At 52.4% G+C, this 15739-nt stretch carries 15 protein-coding genes; 11 read left to right on the forward strand and 4 right to left on the reverse strand.

Features of this window, described 5'->3' with window-relative positions; translation table 11 throughout:
* Window positions 1-18: 18 nt before the first annotated feature.
* A complete protein-coding gene (locus ACI1P2_RS06760; protein ID WP_355318085.1) occupies window positions 19-1386 on the reverse strand; it encodes a YheC/YheD family endospore coat-associated protein in 1368 nt (455 codons plus the stop codon).
* A gap of 191 nt (window positions 1387-1577) precedes the next feature.
* On the opposite strand from ACI1P2_RS06760, the gene ACI1P2_RS06765 reads away from it, so the two are divergent.
* The 4 genes from ACI1P2_RS06765 to ACI1P2_RS06780 all read left to right on the forward strand — a co-directional run bounded on the left by ACI1P2_RS06765 (window position 1578) and on the right by ACI1P2_RS06780 (window position 4240).
* Entirely contained in the window at window positions 1578-1922 is a 345-nt protein-coding gene (locus tag ACI1P2_RS06765; RefSeq protein ID WP_355318087.1) for a YlbF family regulator, read from the forward strand.
* Window positions 1923-1926: 4 nt separating this feature from the next.
* On the forward strand, window positions 1927-2061 hold the full coding sequence (locus ACI1P2_RS06770; RefSeq protein WP_355318088.1) for a hypothetical protein: 135 nt from the start codon (window positions 1927-1929) through the stop codon (window positions 2059-2061).
* 143 nt (window positions 2062-2204) lie between these two features.
* A complete protein-coding gene (locus ACI1P2_RS06775; RefSeq protein WP_355318089.1) occupies window positions 2205-2471 on the forward strand; it encodes a hypothetical protein in 267 nt (88 codons plus the stop codon).
* A 434-nt stretch (window positions 2472-2905) separates the two neighbouring features.
* Window positions 2906-4240, forward strand: a complete 1335-nt coding sequence (locus ACI1P2_RS06780) for a DRTGG domain-containing protein (protein ID WP_355318091.1) — start codon at window positions 2906-2908, stop codon at window positions 4238-4240.
* A 216-nt stretch (window positions 4241-4456) separates the two neighbouring features.
* Here the strand turns inward: ACI1P2_RS06780 and ACI1P2_RS06785 are convergent, their stop codons facing one another.
* A complete protein-coding gene (locus ACI1P2_RS06785; RefSeq protein WP_355318092.1) occupies window positions 4457-4933 on the reverse strand; it encodes a hypothetical protein in 477 nt (158 codons plus the stop codon).
* 12 nt (window positions 4934-4945) lie between these two features.
* Window positions 4946-5272, reverse strand: a complete 327-nt coding sequence (locus ACI1P2_RS06790; RefSeq protein WP_355318094.1) for a YtrH family sporulation protein — start codon at window positions 5270-5272, stop codon at window positions 4946-4948.
* 187 nt (window positions 5273-5459) lie between these two features.
* On the opposite strand from ACI1P2_RS06790, the gene ACI1P2_RS06795 reads away from it, so the two are divergent.
* The 7 genes from ACI1P2_RS06795 (at window position 5460) to ant(6) (ending at window position 14596) form a co-directional block, all read left to right on the forward strand.
* Window positions 5460-9077 (forward strand): DNA polymerase III subunit alpha, encoded by a 3618-nt coding sequence (locus ACI1P2_RS06795; protein ID WP_355318096.1) that lies wholly within the window; start codon window positions 5460-5462, stop codon window positions 9075-9077.
* A 134-nt stretch (window positions 9078-9211) separates the two neighbouring features.
* The gene (locus ACI1P2_RS06800; protein ID WP_355318098.1) at window positions 9212-9706 is read left to right on the forward strand and encodes a phosphatidylglycerophosphatase A family protein; all 495 of its coding nucleotides are present in this window, start codon (window positions 9212-9214) and stop codon (window positions 9704-9706) included.
* Between the two features lie 165 nt (window positions 9707-9871).
* Complete coding sequence (locus tag ACI1P2_RS06805; protein WP_355318100.1) at window positions 9872-10060, forward strand: glutamate decarboxylase; 189 nt, start codon at window positions 9872-9874, stop codon at window positions 10058-10060.
* Window positions 10061-10218: 158 nt separating this feature from the next.
* Window positions 10219-11112, forward strand: a complete 894-nt coding sequence (accD, locus tag ACI1P2_RS06810) for an acetyl-CoA carboxylase, carboxyltransferase subunit beta (protein ID WP_355318101.1) — start codon at window positions 10219-10221, stop codon at window positions 11110-11112.
* Window position 11113: 1 nt separating this feature from the next.
* The gene (locus tag ACI1P2_RS06815; protein ID WP_355318103.1) at window positions 11114-12106 is read left to right on the forward strand and encodes an acetyl-CoA carboxylase carboxyltransferase subunit alpha; all 993 of its coding nucleotides are present in this window, start codon (window positions 11114-11116) and stop codon (window positions 12104-12106) included.
* A gap of 112 nt (window positions 12107-12218) precedes the next feature.
* Window positions 12219-13634: a pyruvate kinase gene (pyk, locus tag ACI1P2_RS06820; RefSeq protein WP_355318104.1), complete on the forward strand. Its 1416-nt coding sequence runs from the start codon at window positions 12219-12221 to the stop codon at window positions 13632-13634.
* A gap of 113 nt (window positions 13635-13747) precedes the next feature.
* Window positions 13748-14596, forward strand: a complete 849-nt coding sequence (ant(6), locus tag ACI1P2_RS06825) for an aminoglycoside 6-adenylyltransferase (RefSeq protein ID WP_355318106.1) — start codon at window positions 13748-13750, stop codon at window positions 14594-14596.
* Between the two features lie 118 nt (window positions 14597-14714).
* Here the strand turns inward: ant(6) and ACI1P2_RS06830 are convergent, their stop codons facing one another.
* Window positions 14715-15617: a LysR family transcriptional regulator gene (locus ACI1P2_RS06830; RefSeq protein WP_355318108.1), complete on the reverse strand. Its 903-nt coding sequence runs from the start codon at window positions 15615-15617 to the stop codon at window positions 14715-14717.
* Between the last annotated feature and the right edge of the window lie 122 nt (window positions 15618-15739).

The raw sequence follows: 15739 nt of genomic DNA on the forward strand, positions 1-15739 counted from the left end.
CATGGACCGGACCGCGGCCTAAAAACCGGTCAAATGACAGGAATACTCAAGCATTTTCAGAACGGAAGGACGAATTTTTACATCCCCGAGGGGGGTGTTGTCATTTTTGGACGGCTTGGAATTGACTTCGATCAGCCAGACCCGCCCTGAAGTATCAATAGCCAAATCAATACCCAATTCACCGAAGTGGGCGGGGATCGCATGGTCGATCCCCGCTGCGATTCGCAGCGCCGCTGTCTTCAGCTTGCTGTGGGCGTTTGTTTTTGCCGCAGCCGAAAGGGTGGTTTTGGCAACCGCATCCTTTACGGTGCTGAGTGTACCTCCTCTGGCCAGGTTGGACACAAAATGGCTGCCGCCGGCGATGCGCGCAACGATCGAGGTCACGCTCCATGCGCCATTGCCGTTTTTTTGCACCAGGGCGCGAAAATCCACAGGGCGCGTGTTGTGATGAATCAGTGTAAGCCCCTGCTGGATCTGGTAGCTGGTGGACCGCATTTTGCCTGACAGCCCGCCAAACATTTTGGTGGCATTCGGATAGTTCTGTTTTAGCGGCGAGCCCGTGGTGGTCGTCAGCATGGTGAACGAACCATCGGCATTTTTGTTAATGCGTATAATCCCTTTGCCAAGGCTGCCGCGCACCGGCTTGACGAATACCTGGTTGTACAAGCCGCACATCCGTTTGAAAATGGCAAAGCTGTCCAGCAAATGAGACTCGGGCAGATACCGCCGCAGTATGCTGCTGCCTTTTAACGCATCAAAAACCTCGTGCTTATCGAGAAACTTTTCATTAAACACGTAGGCGCCGTAGCGGGATTTTACTTCTTTCATGAAATACTGTACGCTAGGTTTGTTCTCAAGCTTGCGGGAAGTCAGGCGGTTATTGACGACATCGGGTGCCGGCAGTGTAGCCTTTTTCCAGCCATTGCTGAATACCCAGCCCTCGACCTGGTCTGGATTGCCTGAAATATGATCGGGTGTAAAAAAATAGACAAATGCGCCCTGTCTACCGCATGCACTGGATAGTTCACGGCAAAATTGAGTGATCTTACCAAAAGGCTTGTCGTTTTGCTCGGGATAATCCCGGCTGATGAGGACGCTGATCAGCGGGCCCAGCCGAAGTGTCTTGTTTCTCGGGCTATATTGCATGCGAAGCGTGCAGTCTGAGGGGATTCCCATACTGCTTGCGGTTCCGCTTCCCAGACGTATTCCGTCATAACGCGGGACAGAGATAGTGGTCATTTCTTGACGGAATGAGCCAAATGCCAGCTGAACAGGATACCCGGCCTGAAGCTTCAGTTGCTTCAGCAGTTTGTCACCAACCATAAGGACGTCATCCTGCAAGATGCCCGATCCCATAACCTGAACCGTTATTTTTTTTTTGGACATCATGGATCTCCTTCCGGGCTGCAACTTCGATGTCTGAGGGAGGCAAGGGCTGCTTCAGTACATTGCATGTAGTTCATCATATGAGGACATATATCCCTTGGTGATTGGCCGTTATTTAAGATCTCAGAAAGTATAATCTTCGAAGCACAGGCTTCCTGAGATCGCAAGAAAAACTTGGAGGAATGCAAACCATGAACATTTATGACAAAGCCCACGATCTGGCAAAAGCGCTGAAAGAAAGCCCCGAGGTAACGGAGATCACTTCTGCCATGAAGCTGATTGATGCGGACCCGGAAGCAAAGCGGATGCTGGATAATTTTCGGGGACAGCAGATGGAAATGCAGCAGCGTATGATGAGTGGAGACATGCCTGATCAGGAAGAGATGGAGAAGCTGGAAAAGCTGTTTGAGGTGCTCAGCATGAACCTGAGCATCCGCAGGCTTTTTGATGCGGAACGCCGCCTGAGCGTCATTATTGAGGATGTCAACAAAATTATTACTGACAGCATGCAGCATTTGTACGGATCTTCCATGTAAGTACGTGTTCAAAAAGTCAGGTTTTCAGCACCGAGAAGGTTGGATGAAGCAAGGGACAGAGGAGCGGAGCGTACTGGGGGTACGTGAGCATCGGAAGTCCCGGCTGAATTCAAGATTCGACGTCGAGTCCGCTTCCTGAATTACTTCGTGATCAAAAGATGACTTTTTGAACAACCTCTATAAGTTTGTCTCATATTTGCGCTCCCTTCCTCATAGACTAGATACATAGATTCGCAATCAGGTTCAGTCTGATTGCGGGGTAAGGAAGGGGACCGGTATGGTATGTACAAGAAGTGGAAACACGGTGTTTATGTGTTGATTGCCCTGGCGATGGTGCTCATTGCCGTGCCGCGCATTTCGTTGACCGGAGGCTTGAACCTTGTCAACGGGTTTGGCATTGTCTGGGTGCTGTTTGCGCTGATGGTCATTGGCGCAAATCTTTATTTCCTGCTGGGCGTGGACGACGAGAAGCGCAAAGCGCTGGAAAGAGTTCGCAAAGCGAAACTGCAGCAGTGGCAGCTGCAGCTGGACAAGGAGCGCGGAAGATGATCGTGGGGAGTCCCGAAAGGTCCTGTTGACCTGGGGGCTCCCCTTTTGTGTGCCCATAAGCGGTCCTAAGCGCTCCGAGAACGAAGCATTCCTACAATCGCTGTTGACCCTCCGGGCCAAAGGCGAACGCTCCGCTTTTCCGGAATTGCTTCGTCCTCTCCGCTGACTGCGTGCTTATTCCCACTTGAAAAATAAGGAGTTGCTGCTGCGGTCAAAAGGGACTTCCAGGGACTTCTGCATTAGGGTTAAATGGTCAAGAACAAGGTGTAGATTTTTTCCTTGTTCTTGACTTTTTTACGTTCTTAAAAAAGAGAGGTAATCTCGCTGAATGAAATATTACTTTAAGGCATCCCTTCTTAGTTTTACTTCTGCTGTAGGGAGTGGGTATAATAGATACAGATTAATACAGATCGAACCGTGGGGGTGAAACAGTTTTGGAGGGTTATGATGAAACGGTAACGAAGCATGAGCAGCTTTTGCGGCATATTGAGGAGCTGAAGATCGGGTCCAAAATATCCGTGCGGAAGCTGGCCAGGGAGACCGGGGTCAGCGAAGGAACGGCTTACCGTGCCGTCAAGGAAGCGGAGAATCTGGGGATTGTCATCACGAAGGAACGGATCGGCACCGTGCGTGTGGAGAAAAGGCCGCGCGGGATGTCCGAGCAGCTGACATTTGCCGAGGTGGTCAAAATTGTGGAGGGCCATGTGCTGGGCGGAAGCGAGGGACTGGATCAGCCCTTGCATAAATATGTGATCGGAGCTATGCGGGAGGAAGCGATGGCCCGTTATATCGACCCGGGCAGCCTGCTTATTGTGGGCAACCGGGATAATGCGCACTCCCTGGCCCTTGAGCAGGGAGCCGGCGTATTGATCACCGGGGGATTCGGAACGACACGCGACGTCAAGCTGCTCGCGGATAAGCTGAATCTGCCGATCATTTCTTCACGGCACGATACATTTACAGTGGCCTCCATGATCAACAGGGCCATTTTTGACCGGCTAATCAAGAAGAAAATTATGCTCATCGAAGATATTACAGCCCACAAACCGAAGCTGCACACCTTGAAGGGAGGCAGCACGGCGGGGGAATTCGAGCGGTTGGCCCGTGCTACCGGGGAGCACCGGTTTGCGGTTGTGGACGAATGGAACCGTCTTGTCGGTATCGTCAGCCGTGCTGATGTGGAGGGGCTTTCACTGGAGCAGACGATCGATAAGGTTGTGATCCGCAACCCGGTAACGGTATCCCAGCAAACCTCGCTGGCTTCGGCTGCACAGATTATGACGTGGGAGGGTATTCACTACCTGCCTGTTGTGGACCGCAGCCGCAAGCTGGTAGGGGCCGTTACAAGACGTGAAGTATTGGAGGCGCTCCGCAGCGCGCAAAAGCAGCCGCAGCTTGGAGAGACGTTCGACCATCTGATCTGGAACGGTTTTGTGGAGGAAAAAGGAGCAAACGGGGAGCTGATGTTCCGCGGCTTCATTATCCCGCAGATGGCCACGAACCTTGGAACGATCTCCGAGGGCGTGCTGATCGACATTATGACCCAGGCGGCCTATCGCGCAGCCAAGGATGTAACAGGGAATGACCATGTGCTTGACAATATAACCACTTATTTTATCAGACCTGTGCAGATTGAGGATTCTGTGGTGATTCGTCCGGTTATTCTGGAGACAAGCCGCCGTTTGTGCAGGCTTGAAATCGAAATTTTACGGGAGGGCAGCCTTGTGTGCAAAGGGGTCATGACGATGCACTCCATAGATCCGGGCTGACGGCGGTTCTGCTCCATTAAAGTGCGTGTTCAAAAAGTCAGGTTTTCAGTACCGAGAAGATTGGATGAAGTTAGGGACTGAGGAGCGGAGCGTACTAGGGGTACGTGAGCACCGGAAGGCCCGGCTGAATTCAAGATTCGATGTCGAGTCCGCTTCCTGATTTACTTCGTGATCAAAAGATGACTTTTTGAACAACCTCTTAAAGGGACAGGTGGGTCAGCTCCGGATATAGGGCCTGACTTCAATCCAGATTTGCAGCACATGTTCCATAACGAGCATCGTTTTGATCTGTATGGTGTACTCCTTTTCCCGGACCATATAGATTTTGCGGTTCAGCAGGGTGCGCACCAGGCGGCTGTCGCTGTCAATTTCGAAAATGTCCCTGCCCCGAAGCACTTCCATATCCTCATACAGCTGCTGGATGATTTCCTTGATGTCGACAGGATCGATTTTCTCAGCAGATGCCTGCTCGGCGGTGATTTTAATTTTTTTAATGACCGTTTGTCTGCCGCTGAGCTGCTGCAGTGTCTTGTTGTCCTCTTGCGCCTGCTGCAGCTGCAGCCGCAGGTCCTGATTCATGGTCCAGAGCTCATTGAAGCGGTTGTGCCACACCGTATTGTAAATAACTGCTCCGAACACCATACCAAGCACGATAAGGGCGGACGACCGGATAACCTGTATCCATTTATTCATAGGCTGACCCGTTCAGCTGCGACCGCTGCATACCCATTTGACGAGCTCGGTGCCCATGTGCGCGCCGAGAAAGGCAAAGATCAGATATAGAATTTGCTTGATGGCCGGAGACAGATTTCCGTCCAGCACATTGCTCTCAATGACCCGCATGGGATCGATGGTGCCGCCCACGGCGGCGGCCAGCGCCCATATTTTGATGCGTCCGGCAACGTCCAGCATGGTTTGTGTAGGAGGCTGGAGCGAGACGACCGCACCCATTCCTCCCAGCAAGGCCCCTCCCAGTACAATCCCAAACGCAATGAAGAAATCCAGAATGGCTTTGGAGATAAATGTGCTCATTCGGCCCGTGCTCCTTTCGACTTGGCGAAGCCAGATAAATTCAGTCCCGGGATGCACACTTGTCCGCTCAGGGCTGTACTTTATTCTATGGGCGGGCTATTGCAGGATATGATAAAATAGTTTCACTAAGCAATTGAAATTCGTGAGAGACTTTTGCATAGACAACGGGTGAAAGGAAGAGAAGCGCATGAGCTCTTTTGTGCATTTGCACGTTCACAGTGAATACAGTCTGCTGGACGGCGCGGCTCGTACCCTGGACCTGGTTAAACAAGCCGCAGCGGATGGGATGGAGGCGCTGGCCCTGACGGATCATGGGGTCATGTACGGCATCATCCCTTTTTACAAGGCCTGTATCGAACATGGCGTCAAGCCGATTATCGGGTGTGAAGCCTACTTGACGGCAGGCTCCCGTAAGGAGCGCGGCAGCCGCAAGGATCAGCCCATATACCACCTGATATTGCTCGCCAAAAATATGGCGGGCTACCGCAATTTAATGAAGCTTTGCTCCATTGGGCATCTGGAAGGCTTCCACTATAAGCCCCGCATCGACATGGAAAGTCTGGCAGCCCATAGCGAAGGCATCATCTGCCTGAGCGCCTGTCTGGGTGGCGAGGTGCCGCAGCACCTGCTTCACGGCCGTGAGGAGGAAGCCCGGCGGGCTGCAAGGCGGTACCTGGATATTTTCGGCGATGACTTTTATCTGGAGCTGCAGGATCACGGGCTGCCGGAACAGAAGCGGGTGAATGGGCTTTTGGTTGCGCTTGCGCAGGAGCTTGGCATTCCGCTCGTGGCAACCAATGACATTCACTATCTTACCCGTGAGGACGCGGAGGTTCAGGACGTGCTGATCTGCATCGGAACAGGGAAAACGGTGGAGGATGAAGGACGCTTCCGCATTCCGACGGATCAGCTTTATTTCAAGAGCGCGGAGGAGATGGCCCGCCTGTTTCCCCATATTCCGGAAGCGCTTGAGAACACGGTGAAAATTGCCCGCCAATGCAATGTGGAGCTGGAATTCGGCAAATCGATCCTGCCGGCTTATCGCCCTCTGCCAGAGGGAATGACACCTGCGGCTTATTTGCAGCAGTTGTGCAGCGCGGGCTTGGAGAAGCGGTATGCTTCCACTTCGCTGTGGACAGACCCTGAAGGGCGGCGGGAGCTGGAAGCGAGACTGGAATATGAGCTCAGCACGATCGAAAGCATGGGGTTCAGCGATTATTTTTTAATAGTATGGGACTTTATCGCATTTGCTCATCGGAACGGGATCGTAACAGGACCGGGAAGGGGTTCCTCGGCAGGCAGCCTTGTTGCTTATGTGCTGGAAATCACGAATGTTGACCCCATCAAGTATAAGCTGCTGTTCGAGCGCTTCCTGAATCCTGAACGGATCACCATGCCGGATATCGATATCGATTTCAGCGACGAGCGGCGGGACGAAGTGATTGTTTACGTGACAGAGAAATACGGACGTGAGCATGTGGCCCAGATCATTACCTTCGGAACGCTGGCCGCCAGGGCTGCTGTGCGTGACGTGGGCAGGGTGCTGAATGTGCCGTACGGTGAAGTGGATAAAGCGGCGAAGCTGATTCCGGGGCAGCTTGGCATTCATATCAGCAGGGCGCTTGAGATCAGCCCCGAGCTGAAGGAACTGTACGAGACGAAGTCACAGACCCGCAACCTGCTGGATATGGCCATGAAGGTGGAGGGCATGCCGCGCCATGCCTCGACCCATGCCGCAGGTGTTGTCATCTCGCAATCTCCTTTGACGGATTCGGTTCCGCTGCAGGAGGGCGGAGAAGGCATTCCGCTGACCCAGTATTCCATGGAAAATCTGGAATCGGTCGGTCTGCTCAAGATGGATTTTCTCGGCCTGCGGACTCTGTCCATTATCGAGCGCTGTCAACAGTGGATTCAAGAGCAGTACGGCCAGCACCCCGATTTCAGCAAAATCAGCGACGATGACAGCCTCACCTATAACATGCTGGGGCACGGAGATACGACCGGCGTATTCCAGCTGGAGTCGGCGGGAATGCGGCGTGTTCTTAAGGAGCTGAAGCCGTCGCGGTTCGAGGATATTATATCCGTAGTGGCGCTGTACCGGCCGGGTCCGATGGAGTTTATTCCGCGGTTTATCGAGGCCAAGCACGGGAAAACGGAGGTTCAGTACCCGCATCCCGACCTGGAGCCGATCCTCAGGGATACCTTCGGCATTATCGTTTACCAGGAGCAGATTATGCAGATTGCATCCCGGATGGCGGGTTTTTCGCTGGGAGACGCCGATTTGCTGCGCAGGGCGGTGTCCAAGAAGAAACGTGAGGTGCTGGATCGGGAGCGCGGACATTTCGTGCAGGGCAGCTTGAAGCAAGGGTACTCGGCAGCCGAGGCGGAGGCCGTGTATGATATGATCGTCCGCTTTGCCGATTACGGCTTTCCGCGGGCGCATGCCGCTGCCTATGGTGTGCTGGCCTTTCAGACGGCATACCTGAAGGCGCATTATCCCGTTCACTTCATGTCCTCCATGCTGGCCGCCGTAATGGGCAGCCACCGCAAGGTAGCGGAATATGTCGTCGAATGCAGGCGCATGGGCATTGAGGTGCTGCCGCCGGATGTTAATGAAAGCGGAGTGCTGTTTACGCCTGTAGTCCCGAATGGCCCGAACGATTCGGCAAATGAGGGCATGTCGAGACCCGGCAACATCCGCTTCGGCCTTGCGGCGATCAAGAACGTCGGAACCCAGGCGATGGAAAGCATTCTGGCTGTCCGGGCCGAGAAGCCTTTCGAGAGCCTGCTGGATTTCTGCCGCCGTGTGGATTTACGAGTCTGCAATAAAAGGGTGATCGAATCCTTGATTCAGGCGGGCGCATTCGACTCATTGCCAGGCCACCGCGCACAGCTTCTGGCCATGCTCGACGAGGCGGTTGAGGCTGCCCTGAAATGGCGCAAGGAACGGGACGATCTGCAGATTCAGCTGTTCGATTTTGTGGAGACACCGAACTGGGACATCCCTTATCCGGAGGTGCCGCCATTCAGCGGGGGCCAGCAGCTGGAGCTGGAGCGCGAGCTGTTGGGGCTATATCTGTCCGGGCATCCCTTGGACGATTTCGGGGAAGAGCTGGAAGCGGCCGGGACTGACAGGCTGATGGAGCTTGCCGAAGCGGAGGACGAGGCGGCAGTGGTCACGGCGGGCATGGTTGTCTCGGTCAAAACGATTACAACGAAGCAGGGCAAGCCCATGGCCTTCATCGAGCTGGAGGACCAGATCGAGCGCTGTGAAGTCGTGCTGTTCCCCGAAGTGTGGCGGCGCAGCCAGCGGCTTGTGGACAAGGGCGCTTTGCTCGCCGTGCGCGCGAAGGTCCAGCAGCAGGATGAGCATTTCAAGCTGCTCGCCGACGAAGTCGGACCCCTTGGCAGGGAAGAGCTGGAGCGGCTGCGGCGCAGACTGTCCGGCAGTGCCGGAGCGCCGGCAGCGGGCTCTGCAAACCGCGCGGCACGAACCAATGCGCGCCCGCAGGCCGGTGGTGCGGCTGTCCAGACCGCGCCGGCCAGGGCCGCCGCTCCTGAGCGTAATGCCTCTGACCCGCGTGTATTTGTCAAAATTACACGGCAGGCCGAGGAGGATGCGGAGCTGCTGGCGCAGCTCAAAGAGGTGCTGCAGGAGCACAGCGGTCCGCTTGAAACCATATTGTTCTACGAGAGCAGCCAGAAGCTGCTGGCACTGAGCCAGGCATACCGAATCGAGCCGTCACGGGAGCTGATCGGCCGGCTGGAGGCACTGCTCGGCAAGGGAACAGTCCGGGTTAAATGACTCAAATTGGATGATTTTTGAACTATTTGGCTTTCTTCCGCATACACTTGAGAACATTGGCAAACTGATTCAAAATTTTTCACGAGCTCGCATAAGCCGGAGTATTGCGGCCGCGGTGAAACGGAGGGAGTCTAATGTCACAGGTGTATGTAGAGGAGCTGCTGAAGCGCAGAGGAGTCGGAATCGAGTCCATTGCAGAAATTGTTTTTCATTTGCAGCATGGCTATTATCCGGATTTGACATTAGAGGAATGTGCCGAGAGTGTCAGGGCCGTCCTGCAGAAAAGGGAAGTTCAGTATACGCTTTATACCGGCATTGCACTGGATGAATTAGCTGAGCAGAGGCTTTTGCCCCAGCCGCTGCAGGAAATGATGGAGGCTGACGAACCGTTGTTCGGGGTCGATGAAACCCTTGCTCTCGGAATCACCAGCGTGTATGGCATGATCGGCTTGACAAGTTTCGGATACGTGGATAAAGATAAAACAGGCATCATGAAGCTTCTGAACAACAAAGAGCAAGGCGTGCACGTCTTTTTAGACGACCTTGTCGCCGGCTTGGCGGCGGCCGCCTCCGCCAGAATTGCACACCGGAATGCGGGGGCCAGGCATTATCCTACGCCGTTATCTTAAAATTTTAAGAGAATGGCAGAGCCCGCCTGGGGCCTGTATTGTCCATGTTTTTAAGCTATGGGACCCTCCCTTGACCAGGAGGGTCTTTCTTGCGGGAAAAAAGAAAGGTATGGTATCATTGTCTCATTATACGGACTCAGAACATCATATTTGGGGGGTTAAGAGGTGTGGACGGTGATCTATATTGCGCCTACGGCCAAGTTGGCCGAGAGGATCAAGCTTAAACTGTCCGAGGAAGGCTTTCTGGTGAAGACGCGCGCGATCAGCGCTTCCAAGCAGCAGTTTGAGATACTCGTCCCTTCTGGAGAAGTCGAAGAAGTTCAGGAAGTGCTTAATTCCATTTTGCACCCCTGAGTCCGAAACGGCGGCAGTGAGCATGAGAAGAGTATGGACAACGGTGACGCCCGCAGGCGTCGGCGGCTGATATTATATCGTATTTCAGGTGCCGCAGAGGCGACACGATGACCTTTATCGGTTGCGGCCGACAAATTCACGGCTGGAGAGGTGTAGTTGTGTTTAAAGATCTATTTCAGAAAAAAAGGAAATACGCGACGATCCCGTCCGACAGGACGCTGCGAAGCGGCGATCAGGAGATACAGGAACGCCCCAAGAGGGAGATTCCCGAAGGTCTGATGACCAAATGCGGGAAATGCGGAACAATCCAATACAGCAAAGAATTAGAGAAAAACCTGAAAGTATGCCCGAATTGCGGTTATCACATGCGGCTGAATGCGTTGGAACGGATTAAAATGACGTTGGATGAGGAAGGTTTTACGGAGTTTGACGCGGACATGATCTCGGTCGATCCGCTGGGTTTCCCGGGGTACAGCAGCAAGCTCGAGCAGCAGACGCTGAAGTCGGGGCTGCGTGAAGCAGTGGTTACCGGACGTGGAACAATCGGCGGACAGCCTGTTGTCGCCGCTGTTATGAGCTTTGACTTTTTCACAGGCAGCATGGGTTCTGTAGTAGGTGAGAAGATAACCCGTGCTATTGAACATGCCATCGAACATAAGCTGCCGATGATCATCTTTTCGACATCCGGCGGCGCACGGATGCAGGAGAGCATTCTGAGCCTCATGCAAATGGCCAAGACAAGCGCTGCCCTTGCCCGGCTGGACGAGCAGGGGGGCCTTTATATTTCTGTGATTACCGACCCGACAACCGGTGGGGTATCAGCAAGCTTCGCCACGCTTGGAGACATTAACATTGCGGAGCCGGGCGCAGTATTTGGCTTCGCGGGCCGGATTGTCATCGAGCAGACGATTCGCCAGAAGCTGCCTGATGATTTTCAGACTTCGGAGTTTAATCTGCAGCACGGTCAGCTCGATATGGTGGTGCACCGCAAGGACATGCGCGCAACACTTGCCAAGCTGCTGGAACTTCACAGCACGAAAGGGGCGAACTAGATTGGCAGGAGAATTGCCTTACGAAAAACCTCTTGTGGAGATGCGGCAAAAGATTCAGGAGCTGCAGCAGTTCGGTCAGGAGAAAGGGATCGATTTCACAGAGGAAATCAACCGGCTTGAGGAACGGTACCGCAAGTTGGAGGAAGAGATATACAGCAACATTACCGCTGCACAGAAAATGCATCTTGCCAGGCACCAGCAGCGGCCTACTTCGCTGGACCTGATTGAGCTGGTATTCACGGATTTCATGGAACTGCATGGCGACCGCCTTTTCGGTGACGATTTGGCGGTCGTAGGCGGACTGGCCCGTCTGGGCGACACGCCGGTTACGGTTATCGGACAGCAGCGGGGGAAGGATACGAAGGACAATATCGCGCGCTTTTTCGGCAGTCCGCATCCGGAAGGCTTTCGTAAGGCGCTGCGTCTTATGCAGCAGGCGGACAAGTTCCGCCGGCCGATTATTACATTTATCGACACCAAAGGGGCATATCCCGGAAATACAGCGGAAGAGAGAGGTCAATCGGAAGCAATCGCCCGCAACCTGCGGGAAATGGCGAAGCTTTCGGTGCCTGTTATTTGTGTGGTCATCGGTGAGGGAGGAAGCGGAGGCGCGCTCGCCATGGCTGTCGGCAACCGGGTTCTGATGATGGAGCATGCCATTTACTCCGCGATTTCTCCTAACGGAGCGGCCTCCATTCTGTGGAAAGACGCATCCAAAGCGGACCAGGCGGCCGAAGCGATGAAGATTACCGCGCATGATTTGCTGGACATGGAAGTGATCGAAGATATTATTCCTGAGCCGCGGGGCGGTGCTCACCGGGACTACGAGCAGACTGCGCAAGCGATTAAATCGGCTCTGGAAGTACATCTGCAGCAGCTGTCTGGCATGAATCCGGATGAGCTCAAGGAAGACCGCTACCGCAAGTTTCGTAAAATCGGCGAGTTTACATTTGCGCAGGACCAAACGCCCAGTACGGTTTTGAATGAGGAATAGTGGATAAACATTAAATATGACGAAGTTCCTATACAAAAAGACAAAATTATAGTAGATTTAATTGTTGGAAAAAGATATAGACAGACCTTGTGAAAACGGAGGAAAACCAAAAATGCGCAAAACAAAGATCGTATGTACCATCGGTCCTTCCAGCGAGTCGTTGGAAAATGTAAAGAAACTGATTATGGCCGGCATGAATGTGGCCCGTCTGAACTTCTCCCACGGTGATTTCGAGGAGCATGGCAACCGTATCAAGAACATCCGCCAAGCCTGCCAGGAGCTGAACAAAAACGTTGCTGTGCTGCTCGATACGAAGGGGCCGGAAATCCGGACCGGAAAGCTTGAAGTCGAGCCGATCGAACTTATTCAGGACGAGTACGTTACACTTACGACGGAAGAAATTCTGGGTACGAAAGAACGCCTTTCCGTTACGTACCGTGATCTTCCTTCCGACGTGAAGCCTGGTTCGACGATTCTGATCGACGACGGTCTGATCGGTCTCACTGTTGTTGAAGTTGCGGGCACCGAAATCAAATGCCGTATCGTGAATGGCGGTACGATCAAAAGCAAGAAAGGCTGCAACGTGCCAGGCGTCAGCATTTCCCTGCCTGGTATTACGGAAAAGGATGCTGCGGATATCGTATTTGGTATCGAGCAGGGCATTGATTTTATCGCTGCTTCTTTTGTCCGGAAAGCAAGCGACGTATTGGAAATCCGCGAGCTGCTTGAGAAGCATAATGCCAGCCATATCCAGATCATTTCCAAGATTGAGAACCAGCAGGGCGTAGATAACCTGGATGAAATTCTGGAAGTATCTGACGGACTGATGGTAGCGCGTGGTGATCTTGGGGTAGAAATTCCTGCCGAGGAAGTTCCACTCGTGCAGAAGCTCATGATTGAGAAATGTAATATTGCCGGCAAGCCGGTAATCACAGCGACACAGATGCTGGATTCTATGCAGCGCAACCCGCGCCCTACCCGCGCGGAAGCAAGTGACGTTGCCAACGCGATCTTCGACGGAACGGATGCGATCATGCTGTCTGGTGAAACGGCTGCTGGTAAATATCCTGTTGAGTCGGTGCTGACGATGTCCCGTATTGCCGAGAAAGCGGAATCCGCTCTGAACTACCGCCAGCTGTTCAAGAAACAAAGAACGGCTCAGGAAGTCAGCATTACGGAAGCGATCAGCCAATCGGTTTCCATATCTGCACTTGATCTGCATGCGAAAGCGATCCTTACTTCGACAGAGTCCGGCACTACAGCCCGTATGATTTCGAAGTATCGTCCGCAAGCTCCGATCATTGCCGTTACGACCGATGAGCGGACCCTTCGCCGGATGGCCCTCACTTGGGGCGTGGTGGCTGTACAGGGAAGATCTGTGGATACAACGGATGAGCTCTTTAACAACGCTATTGAAGGCGGATTAAAGACCGGTCTTGTAAAAGAAGGAGATCTTGTTGTTATCACGGCAGGCGTTCCACTTGGACGCTCCGGCTCCACGAACCTGATTAAAGTGACTCAGGTATAAGAGACAGGTGAATTACAGGCTGTTCCCGCTGCAGAATTTTATTCTGCGCTGAGGAGCAGCTTTTTTAATATGGAGCATTTTTTATTCTGGTTAAAGGAAGGGGGGCTGCACGCTTGAGAAGTGAACAGGACATGATGAAGCTGCTGGTGGATTTTGCGGTGGAGGACCCCAGAATCCGTTTGGCCACGTTGGAAGGCTCAAGAACCAACAAAAATATTGCCCCTGATGCATTTCAGGATTACGATATTTCTTATTTTGTGAATGACATGGACTCTTTCAAGGAAAATGATGAATGGCTTAATCATTTCGGTAAGCGCACTATGATGCAAAAGCCGGAGGATATGGAGCTGTTTCCGGCAGAACTGGGCAGATGGTTCTCCTATATCATTCTTTTTGATGACGGCAATAAATTAGACCTGACGCTTATTCCGCTTGATGAGACAGAAGAGTATTTCAGCGGTAGCGATGGTTTGGTTGAAGTTTTGCTGGATAAAGACGGCCTGATTCAAAATGAAGTGCGGGCAGATGACCGCCAATATTGGATTCAGAAGCCAACGGCCAGAAAATTTGACGATTGCTGCAATGAATTCTGGATGACTTCGACATATGTAGTCAAAGGATTGGCGCGTAAAGAAATTTTGTTTGCCATCGACCACCTGCATGAGATCGTCCGTCCTAATTTGCTTCGAATGATGGCCTGGCAAATCGGAGCAGAGCGAGGATATTCCTTTAGCGTTGGAAAAAATTATAAATTTATTGATCAATACCTTCCGAATGAAGATTGGGAAGCGCTATTGTCAACTTACGTCGGCAATGGGTACGAGAAAATGTGGCAGTCTTTATTCATCTGCTGCGAGTTGTTCAGAAAATACTCCAAAGCCGTGGCAGCAAGTCAGGGTTTCAAGTATCCGGATTATGATGAAGCCATCACCGGGTACACCATGAATATCCACAACTCATAGATACGATAATCGCAAGGAGATGTCCCCGAAGGTTCGTTGACCTGGGGCTCTCCTTTTTCATTATTCCTCGATTCTCTTTTGCCTCCAAATTTCGATTTTTCTGCCGAATCTAAAAGGTTTAAATTCCCAACGTTTGCCCTGTCTGGCCGAGAATATAGCTCTTGAATGCTTCTTTAGACTCAGACAGCGGATGGTTGCCGTGCATCATGTATATTTCATAAAAAGCTGGCCGGGCCCCGGGCAGGGCGTGCCATATAAGCCCCTCTTCCTGGCCGCGGATGCCGCATGCCGGAAAAAAGGAGATCATGCTCCCGGCTGACACTGCATGCTTGACCGCTTCCAAGGAACCGGTCTCCAATACGATATTTGCAGAGGCCATTGAGATGCTGTTCCGTTCAAACCATGTCTTCGCAAAGCTGTGCAGAAACGATGGTGAAGAGACGATGGCGAAAGCTTCATGGAGCAGCGTTTCTTTCAGAGATGAACCGTCCAAGCGAAGTGAATGGGTAGCAGACATGATGAACCCCATTTCATCCCGGAATACAGGGTGACATGTGATTGAATCGGACAGGAGCGGATCATGCACAAATGCAAAATCAATTTCTCCCTCCTGAAGCAGCCGGTTGATCGTTTCCGCCGGGTGAATTTCAAGCAAAATATAGGTCTCCGGTTTTATTTTGGTATATTCCGTCACGGGCCCGGGAAGGATATAGCTCCCGGGAAATATTTCAGCAGCAATTCGGATTTTCTTTCCCGCCAGTCCTGCGTGGTCGGCCAGCGCCTGCATGGCTGCGGATTCCAGGGAGAGAATCTGCCTGGCATAAGGAAGCAGCTTTCTTCCGGCTTCCGTAAGCAGGATTCGGCCTCTTGCGGAGTGGAACAGCGGTGTCTGCATTTCCCTTTCCATGCTCTTCATGTGGAAGGACACTGTAGGCTGCTTCATGTTTAATGCCTGTGCGACTTCAGTCACTTTATGATGCTTGTCCATAAGTACCAGGATCTGATATTTGAGAAAATTCAAAGCTAATCCCCCGTCTAAAGTAAGTATAGATTTATTGTATACAAAAAAACGATAAAATCTATTGTTTTTTGATACTGTTTTTACAAAACTATGTTTTTAACCTAACAATCGAAAACTACAAT

The sequence above is a fragment of the Paenibacillus jiangxiensis genome (genome assembly GCF_046098255.1).
GTDB classification, from domain to species: Bacteria; Bacillota; Bacilli; order Paenibacillales; family Paenibacillaceae; genus Paenibacillus; species Paenibacillus jiagnxiensis.